The sequence below is a fragment of the Aliivibrio sp. SR45-2 genome (assembly GCF_963890165.1).
GTDB classification, from domain to species: domain Bacteria; phylum Pseudomonadota; class Gammaproteobacteria; order Enterobacterales; family Vibrionaceae; genus Aliivibrio; species Aliivibrio salmonicida.
In genome coordinates this window covers 1-9,225 of sequence record NZ_CAWPRC010000209.1, presented here as the reverse complement: position 1 = coordinate 9,225, position 9,225 = coordinate 1, and the positions used below count along the sequence as shown (strand labels likewise).

10 protein-coding genes are annotated in these 9,225 nt (G+C 35.2%); 8 read left to right on the top strand and 2 right to left on the bottom strand.

Annotation, left to right across the window (positions count from 1 at the left end; all coding sequences use genetic code 11):
• Window positions 1-226: 226 nt before the first annotated feature.
• Window positions 227-871, bottom strand: a complete 645-nt coding sequence (locus AACV33_RS19945; protein WP_182700584.1) for a winged helix-turn-helix domain-containing protein — start codon at window positions 869-871, stop codon at window positions 227-229.
• 404 nt (window positions 872-1,275) lie between these two features.
• On the opposite strand from AACV33_RS19945, the gene AACV33_RS19940 reads away from it, so the two are divergent.
• The 3 genes from AACV33_RS19940 (at window position 1,276) to AACV33_RS19930 (ending at window position 3,575) form a co-directional block, all read left to right on the top strand.
• On the top strand, window positions 1,276-2,001 hold the full coding sequence (locus AACV33_RS19940; RefSeq protein WP_182700583.1) for an EAL domain-containing protein: 726 nt from the start codon (window positions 1,276-1,278) through the stop codon (window positions 1,999-2,001).
• 153 nt (window positions 2,002-2,154) lie between these two features.
• On the top strand, window positions 2,155-3,159 hold the full coding sequence (locus tag AACV33_RS19935; protein WP_182700582.1) for a glycosyl transferase family protein: 1,005 nt from the start codon (window positions 2,155-2,157) through the stop codon (window positions 3,157-3,159).
• 146 nt (window positions 3,160-3,305) lie between these two features.
• Window positions 3,306-3,575: a DksA/TraR family C4-type zinc finger protein gene (locus AACV33_RS19930; RefSeq protein WP_182700581.1), complete on the top strand. Its 270-nt coding sequence runs from the start codon at window positions 3,306-3,308 to the stop codon at window positions 3,573-3,575.
• A gap of 67 nt (window positions 3,576-3,642) precedes the next feature.
• Here AACV33_RS19930 and AACV33_RS19925 read toward each other — a convergent pair whose 3' ends face one another.
• Window positions 3,643-4,143, bottom strand: a complete 501-nt coding sequence (locus tag AACV33_RS19925) for a GNAT family N-acetyltransferase (RefSeq protein ID WP_044583600.1) — start codon at window positions 4,141-4,143, stop codon at window positions 3,643-3,645.
• Window positions 4,144-4,464: 321 nt separating this feature from the next.
• Here AACV33_RS19925 and AACV33_RS19920 point away from each other — a divergent pair, with 321 nt between their 5' ends.
• From AACV33_RS19920 to AACV33_RS19900, 5 genes are all read left to right on the top strand, one after another.
• Window positions 4,465-5,643: an MFS transporter gene (locus tag AACV33_RS19920; RefSeq protein WP_012552119.1), complete on the top strand. Its 1,179-nt coding sequence runs from the start codon at window positions 4,465-4,467 to the stop codon at window positions 5,641-5,643.
• A 29-nt stretch (window positions 5,644-5,672) separates the two neighbouring features.
• Complete coding sequence (locus tag AACV33_RS19915) at window positions 5,673-5,951, top strand: GNAT family N-acetyltransferase (RefSeq protein WP_017021459.1); 279 nt, start codon at window positions 5,673-5,675, stop codon at window positions 5,949-5,951.
• A gap of 89 nt (window positions 5,952-6,040) precedes the next feature.
• Entirely contained in the window at window positions 6,041-6,385 is a 345-nt protein-coding gene (locus AACV33_RS19910) for a HopJ type III effector protein (protein ID WP_182700580.1), read from the top strand.
• Window positions 6,386-6,411: 26 nt separating this feature from the next.
• A complete protein-coding gene (locus AACV33_RS19905) occupies window positions 6,412-7,389 on the top strand; it encodes a Gfo/Idh/MocA family protein (protein ID WP_182700579.1) in 978 nt (325 codons plus the stop codon).
• A gap of 284 nt (window positions 7,390-7,673) precedes the next feature.
• On the top strand, window positions 7,674-9,212 hold the full coding sequence (locus AACV33_RS19900; RefSeq protein WP_182700578.1) for a Na+/H+ antiporter NhaC family protein: 1,539 nt from the start codon (window positions 7,674-7,676) through the stop codon (window positions 9,210-9,212).
• The last annotated feature ends 13 nt before the right edge of the window (window positions 9,213-9,225 follow it).

Sequence of the window (9,225 nt, the reverse complement as noted above, 5' to 3'; positions counted from 1 at the left end):
GTTTTTAAATGAGAATGACCATGCCGTTACATTCCAAATAGAGCCATTAATTTTATTCTTTTGTGTTTCTATCCAAGATGTTTCTCCTAGCTTACAAATACCATTGTAAGACGTTGTTTTTGTTTCTATTTTCATTCTATAATCACAACTTAATGATGTGCCATACAAGAAGATAATGACAATAGTTATTAAAAAGATAAAAATCAATAAATTTATTTTCTTATATTTAATCATTTCCAATACTCATTAATATATTTGAACCTTCGTCTAGGATGATCGTGTTTTCTGGTGTTTTTAATATGACTTGTCCATCATCGATGTCATCAAGAAGGCTCAATGTGCTGAAGTTATTCGTTCCAATAGAACAAAGTGTTTTGTTATTTAATTTTTGGCATGATAAATAATCATGTTGAATGCTAATAAATAATCCAATTATAATGAATAAAAGCACCATTAGAATATTAAATGTGTAAATACACACGGATATTATTTTCTTAAATTTAGTATAAAATGATGAGTTTTTCGGAGATGGAGTTTTTTTTGATTGGACGCCTATTTTTTCTATAATTAATGATGTTGAAATAAAGTATCCTTTTCTTGGTATATTTCTGATACTAAAGTCATTTATTGAATGTGTTTTTTTTCTGAGAGAGGCAATCACAACCGTTAAGCTTGAGGTGCTAACAGGGTTACCTTCCCAACCTATATCTTCAAGTTCGTTTTTGTTACAAACGATGTTTAGATTATCAAGCATTTTTTTTAGAATGTAAGCTTCAGCCCTAGATAGTTCAACATCGCCTTTTTCTGGGTGTTGAATTATGTAGTGTGGCATGTTGAATGTATATTTTTCTGCTTTATAAACTGCACTCAAATCAATGTACCTTTATTATAATGTTAGGTATTTATATGCTCATGCCATCTCTATCATAAATTATGCTATTTTAAGTTTAGCATAATATTTGATAGGTAAATTATCATTGAGTTATAAAATAACCGTTAATTTTATTGGATATTCAATGAAAAGAATAGAACCTACTTATTTAGGTGTGAAAAATTTAGATTAATGTTTCTTATCGGTGCTTTTTCATTTTAAAGTTTTGATTTCATGTGTTTTTTATTTGCTTTTTAATGTGTATTTATGGTTTGTTTTGATGTTTTTTTTATAAAAATCATCAATGTGTAGTAGTCAGAAGTAACTATTAGTAACTTTTAGTTTTATTTCCATGATGAATTCATAGATAGTTTAATTCTATGATTAAAGCTAGGTTATCCGGTATGGCAGTAAGTAATGACTTTCTTTTAGGTGAAAAGACAAACGTATCTTTCGATGTATATGCTCAAGGTATACATTCGAGGAGTGGTCTCTATAATGAAAATGACAGCAATTCAGTGGATGGTATTGAGTTGGTTTTTAGACCTAAAAACATGAATACAGATTTATTCTATAATACTATTTCAGATGTTGAGCATATCTCAACGAGCAGGGGGAATTTTAATTGGATTTATGATAATGTCTCTTTTATAAAAGAAAAATATATGGATATAACATTCATATCGATTAACATAGAAGTCAGTTCAATTTATTTTTTGAAAAATGAATTAATAGTTTTGAGTAATAAATTGAATGAATCTAATATTAAATTAATCGTTGAAATTACAAAAAGAGAGCGTTTTTTTTATAAATCTACATTGAAAAGTATTTATGAGTTACATGATGAGGGCGTTATATTTGCTATCGATGATGTTTCTATGAATGAAATGTTAACCCCGGTATTTAACTTAAGTGTGTTTATGTTTATAAAAATAAAGATTCACGCTTATTGTTCTATTATAAATAAACATAGCTTTATAGATAAGATGGTTAAAAATAATAAGAAATTAATTATCGAGCATGTTGAATCGAATGAGCAATTTATGAAATTGGCTCTCGATCCTATTCCATTTTTTCAAGGTTATTTTTTATGTACACCTAAAATTATAGGAAGTATTATCAATAATTAAGATTTAATCATGTAAAGGTGACCAATTAATCATAGATAGTTACCTTCGTTACAGTACAAATAGTAAGCCAAGAGTTTCTAATCTCTTGGCTTTTTTTGTCGATGTGATAACGTCAGTGCAGTTGAAATTTAAAGGATTATTACAAGGATAGCTATGAGCTCAATTATAGAATGCATTAAAACGGTAGGGCGTGGTGAACGCAGTCGTAAGCCGTTAACGTTTGAACAAGCGTATTTAGTGATGAAAGAGTATCTTGCCGGGGACGTATCAAGCGATAAAATGGCGATGTTAATGATGCTTATCCGAGTTCAAAATGAAACGGTTGACGAGATAAGTGGCTTTACTACTGCTATCCGTGAATTTGTTCGGAATGTTCAAACACCAGAATTAAAAGACTTACAGGTTGATATTGATTGGGCTTGTTTTGCAGGAAAACGCCAAGTTCAAGGCCCGTCTTGGCAGTTATATGCAGCCCAAATTTTAGCGAATCATGGATTTAGGGTTTTACTGCATGGTCATCTTCAACTGGGAAGTACGCGTGAGCACGTATCACAAGTTATTGATAAATTATCTATTCCAAAGTGTGACAGTATAGAGGCGACTCATCGTGCACTAGATGAAGGTAACATTGCTTATTTACCTTTATCTGTTTATGCACCACAAGTAGAAACGATGTTGTTATGGCAACATGAATATGGTCTTCGTACTCCTGCCAATACTTGTGCTCGTATGCTAAACCCTGCGTCTGCACCGATTTCATTACGTGGGAGCTTTCATCCTGGCTTACCACAACTGCATGGGGAAGCTGAATCTAGATTGCAACAAGCAACCGATGACTGCTCTGAATTAGCATTATGTTTTAAAGGCATGGGCGGTGAATCAGAATATAACCCTAAAGTTAGCCAATCTTTGTGGTGTGCAACTAAAGGTGTATGTGAAGAGTTGTACTGGGAAGAAGCATTAATTGAAGGTTTACCTGTCCCTAAGCACTGTTTGTTAGGAACAAAACCAGAGCAATTACAGTTAATGGCAAATACCGTTATTTTTAATGTTGCTAATGTATTATGGGCAAATAAACGTACAGAAGATTACCCAAGAGAAGAGGCCATCATTACAGCTACTCAATATTGGGCAGACTACGTTAAAACACTGTCTTAGATTGTTTCTCTAAGTAATAAACCGCGGGTGAGTATCCTGTGGTTTATTATTACATCTCTGCAATAGTAATTCTCATTTTTCTCTATTATCAAACAATGGTTAATAATCGATACTGTCATTCTAGTCGTTCATTATTGGAGATCATTATGGCGAATGGATTTACAAGAGATGGTGGTGTACAAGAACAAATAGATGCTACTGTTATTGATGCAATTAATCGTGTGAGAGCACATTTACATCATGAGCATAACGATACTGAATATTGCCTTGAATGTGGAGAATTGATCCCCCAAGCTCGGCGTAATATATTTCCTGGCGTGGATTGTTGTGTAACTTGTCAGGAAAAAGAAGATGCAAAAGAAAAAGTATTTAGTGCCTATAATCGAAGAGCCAGTAAAGACAGTCAGCTACGATAGTGATGATAGAAAAGGATGAAAATTGATGTTTCATCCTTTTATTGGTTTTAAGTCTGAAAGACCGAAATTACATCATTTTGCGATTAATGCGAGCTAAAAAATAGGTATTTACGTATCTTCCATTTCGAAATGCAGAATCAATCGCTTCACCTTCAATAACAAAGCCATGTTTTTTATATAAAGCTAATGCAGCCTTATTATCAACAAAAGCATCGATTTCAATACGACGCACGTTAAGCCAGTTATCTGCAAGATCTAATACGGTTTCTAATAATTTATTACCAATACCACGTCCGCTGTATTCATCATGTACCCCCATTCCAAAGTGGGCAACATGTTGAGTTCTAGGGCGAGTAACTTGTTCAAAACCGATATTCCCTACGACTTTACCATCAATAATGGCTACGTAACTGTAGACGTTATCAGGTACGCTTGAAAGACGTTTTTCCCATAATTTAGGTGATGGTTGTGGCAGTTGGAGTGTTTGAGCTTGTGCTTGAGGTTGACTATAGAGTTCACATAACCCACTTATATCTTTTAATTCTGTTGGGCGAATTACAATTTCCATTACACACATCCTTTGCCTAGTAAACATACACTTAACTTAACTTAACTTAACGATAACGCCGCTTTATAGCAAGAAGATATCCCATCAGTTTTTAATCATTGTGGTTTATCAGAATAATCGACCAATGGGCAGGTTCATTTATACATGGGTCTAATATTAATTATGTTGTGTATAAAAATAAAAAATAGATTTAAGAGATATGGGTCGTTGACAAAAGAAAAAGTAAAAGTAAATTAAGTAAAGATGATCGCGATATAAACAGAGATCAAAACAACCTGTGCTACTGTAATATGTATCTAAATATGAATAAGAGTCACTATCATGTCGAGCACTACTCAATGGAGAAATCCAAAAACGTTTCTTATCTTAATCTCTATCGTGGTACCCATTGCTTTTTCTGCATGGAGTGCTTTACTAAATAACTTTGTTATTGAAAAAGCCGCTTTTACTGGTGCAGATATCGGTTTATTACAAAGTGTTCGAGAAATCCCTGGTTTCCTTGCTTTTACTGCTGTGTTCGTCCTTCTTTTTCTTCGTGAGCAAAAGTTCATGATTCTCTCTTTGGTGATGTTAGCGGTAGGAGTTGCAATTACGGGCTTTTTCCCAAGTGTATATGGGCTCTTGTGTACGACATTATTAATGTCTACTGGATTTCATTATTTTGAAACGCTAAAACAGTCATTGTCATTACAGTGGTTCACTAAAGAAGAAGCGCCTGAAATGCTAGGAACGCTTATATCTATAGGGGCTTTGGCTTCTTTATGTACCTATGGTGTCTTGTGGGTGCTATTGGAAGTGGTGCAATTAGAGTTTAAATGGATTTACTTTATCGCAGGTTCAGTGGCTTTAGCTATTATCCTTTTTATGTGGTTAGCTTTCCCTGAATTTAAAAGTGAAACGCCTCAAACGAAGAAACTGGTGTTACGTAAACGTTATTGGTTATATTACGCATTAACCTTTATGAGTGGTGCTCGCCGTCAGATCTTTACGGTATTTGCAGGTTTTTTAATGGTTGAAAAATTCGGATATTCGGCCGCCGATATTACGTTACTGTTTTTAGCTAATTATGCTTTCAATTGGCTATTTGCGAAAAAAATTGGTCGTTGGATCGGAGTAATCGGTGAACGAAAAGCGCTCATGTTTGAATATACTGGCTTAGTACTCATTTTTATTGGCTATGCTCTTGTACAAACGTCAGAGATGGCGGCAGCTTTATACATTATTGACCATTTATTTTTTGCTCTTGCCTTAGCAATTAAGACCTATTTCCAAAAAATTGCAGATCCAGCTGATATGGCTTCAACAGCGGGGGTTGCTTTTACTATCAATCACATTGCTGCGGTTATTATTCCGGTTAGCTTCGGTTTGTTGTGGCTAGTTTCTCCTGCTGCAGTATTCTATGTTGGTGCGGGTATGGCATTACTTTCCTTTATATTGTCTTTGAATATTCCTCAAGCACCGACAGAAGGGAATGAAACTCGTATTTTGAAATGGAATTAATCACATAAATGAAATGGAGTTAAGAAAACATGAATGTTATTACTCATGATGTAGAAAACAAATGCTATCAGGTTGTTCTGGAAGGAAAATCGGTAGCGAATATTTTTTATGAGAAAAAAGGAAAGGTTCTTGATGTCATTAGCACTCGTATTCCTGATGAACTTCAAGGTAAAGGCTATGGGAAAGTAATGATGGAAGCCTTCCTTAATGAGATGAAAGAGTCAGATTTAACCATTGTTCCTGTGTGTTCTTATGTTGTTCATTACATGAATAAAAATGAGCAATGGCATTTTTTACTTGCTAAATAAAAATAGGAGGTTCTAAATGGAGTGTCAGGCATTTAGAACCGCCTAAAATTTAACTGTAATTTAAATAGATGCAAGTAAGGATTATCATAATGGCATTGAATACGTTTCTTAATAAATTAAAAACAGAGCCTAAATTAGTAGAATTTTCAGAAACAATGGCCGTGATTGAGAACCATTATGAGTTTACAGCAACTGAGTTTGCAAACGGTGAGACCGTTAATGAAGCGGGGCAAAATAATGGGTCATGCAAGATTTTTGCGTTTGCTAAATTACATGAACTAACAGTAGAGCAAACACTCGCTTGCTTTGGCCGCTATTACCGTAAAGATGTATTATTGCATCCAATGGAGAATGATCATCAAAATATCCGTAGTTTTATGGTATCAGGATGGTCTGGTGTCCACTTTAGCTCTCAAGCTCTGCAATTAAAATAACAATGAAATAAGCATAGAGAGTAATCATGATTAAACTTGCTGTAATAGGAACAAATTGGATCACTGAGCGATTTCTCGCTGCTGCATTAGAATCGGGTAAATTTGAATTGAAAGCGGTGTATTCTCGTTCGTTAGAACAGGCGAAAACATTTGCAGATAAGTTCGGTGTTAATCGTACTTTCGATTCATTAGATGAACTGGCACAAAGCGATGAGGTTGATGCAGTATACATCGCCAGCCCAAACTCTTTTCACGGACCCCAATCGATTCAAATGATGAAACAGGGCAAACACGTTATTTGTGAAAAGCCAATGGCATCAAATTATGCATTAGCGCAATTGGCTTATCAAACGGCAGTAGAAAATAATGTCGTATTATTTGAAGCGTTTATGTCACCGTATTTACCTAATTTTAAATTGATTAAAGCAGAATTACCAAGCCTTGGTGCAATCCGAAAAGCACACATCACTTATTGTCAATACTCCTCTCGTTACCCTAAATACTTAAATGGTGAAAATCCAAATACATTTAATCCGGTATTTTCTAATGGCTCGATCATGGATATTGGTTTTTATTGTGTAGGGTCTATGATTGAATTATTTGGCGAGCCAACATCGATTCAAGCGCAAGCACACTTATTAGACTCTGGTGTTGATGGTAATGGCAGTATTATTTGTGGATATGAAGGCTTTGATGTAGTCGTGATGCATTCAAAAACCAGCGATTCTTATGTACCTAGTGAGATCCAAGGTGAGGATGGGGCTATCTTAGCTGATATGATTTCTATCGGTGAGAAGGTAACTAAAATTACTCGTGGTGGAGAAAGAGAAGACTTAACGGTCGAGCAAAACCCAAACCCTATGTTTTATGAGGCGATTAAGTTTGCAGAACAGGTAGAAGCAAACCAAATGGATAACCAAGCGGTTGAGCGTTCTTTATTGATTTCTAAAGTAACCACTGAGATCCGCAAGCAAACAGGTGTCGTCTTCCCTGCGGATAACTAACGAATACACTGAAAGACAGCGTTTATCGCGAAATAAGACACAAAAAAGCCAAATGATGATGAATCATTTGGCTTTTTTTATATACTTTTTTCTTCTCATTTTAGCGTTATAAAGATTGGTTTTTATTGTCTATTTTTAACTTAAAATATCGATTGTAGAAAGAGTGGTAAATAATTGTTATTAAATTGCTTCGTATTGTTTACATTGTTATTTTTTAAATATATAGTCATCAATAGTGAATTTATATTTAATTTGTTTTATGCAGTAGCAAAAGGAATATCGTTATGGAACAGACAGACATTAGCTCCCTTATCCCAATTATTATTACGCTCTTTATCTCCCTTACGATGAAAAATGTCGTTGTTGGTTTATTTGCCGGTGTGCTTAGCGGGGTTGCTATGCTGAATGGTTTTTTTACCCACGGGGATCCATTAGAAACGTTTGGTGTAATGGTAAAGAGCTATTTATCACCACAATTAACAGACAGCTATAATGCTGGAGTACTCGTTTTACTTGTTTTTATTGGTGGATTTGTTGCATTAATGGAGAAGTCTGGTGGTGGTCAAGCCTTTGCTCATCGTGTGACGGCTTGGGTAACCAGTAAATTTAAGGCTCAAACTTCAGCTTGGTTGGGTGGTATTGTTATTTTCTTCTCTGATTTAGGTACGCCATTAATTGTTGGTCCTGTTTTTCGTCCTCTTTTCGACAAATTAAAAGTATCTCGTCAAAAATTAGCGTTTATTATTGATTCAACGTCATCTCCTGTTGCTATTTTGATCCCGTTCATTGGATGGGGTGTTTATATCATGGGTTTAATTCAAAAAGAATTTACAGCATTAAATGTAGAAACGTCTGATTGGGATGCATTTATTGGTGCGATTCCATATCAATTTTATGCGATTCTAGCGATTGCTATTGTTCCTCTTGTTGCGTTTAAAAAATTAGACTTTGGACCGATGGCGATTGCTGAGAAGCAAGCGGAGCAAGGTATTGTTAATGTTTCAGCTGAGGCTTCAAGCGAGGTGTTTACGCATAAAAATGCAAAAGCATCTTTTGTTTGGGCCCCTTTACTTGTCATGGCTATCGTATTAGTCACAATGCTTGCCCCTTTAGGATTCCCATTTGAAAAAATATCGGGTTCTGCGTTTCGAGCTGCGTTATCAACGGCGTATTTTTTTGCAGCCGCTATATTGATAGGATTAATGGCCTTTAATAAGGTAAGAAATTTTTCTGATGGTATTGCGGTATATATGAAAGGGATGGGGAATATGATGCAAGTTGCTATCATCCTTATCTTAGCGTGGGCATTAAGCTCGGTAGGTAAAGAGCTAGGCGCCGCCGCTTATATTGCGGAGCAAGCTCAAAGTGGTTTCCCATACTGGTTGGTACCGGCAGTGGCTTTCTTATTGGCTGCGATTATTTCATTTGCAACGGGCTCTTCTTGGGGGACGTTCGCCATTATGATGCCTTTGGTTATTCCAACCGCTATTGCAATTGATGCGCCATTATTTGTTTGTATTGGTGCCGTGTTGTCTGGAGGTTTATTTGGTGATCATTGTTCTCCAATATCTGAAACCACGATCTTGTCATCGACAGGAGCTGGGTGTGATCAGTTTGAACATTTTAAAACACAATTGCCTTATGCGTTATTAAATGGTGCGATTGCATTTGTAAGTTTCATTATTGCAGGGTTAATTGATAGTCCTATCGTATTTATTGTTGCTTTGATTATGCAATTTATCTCAGTGTTTATTTTGGCTAAATGGACTGAAAATAAAGAAAAGAAAGAAATAACGTGTTCAAAAGTGACTGCATCATCATAACAGTTAGAACAAT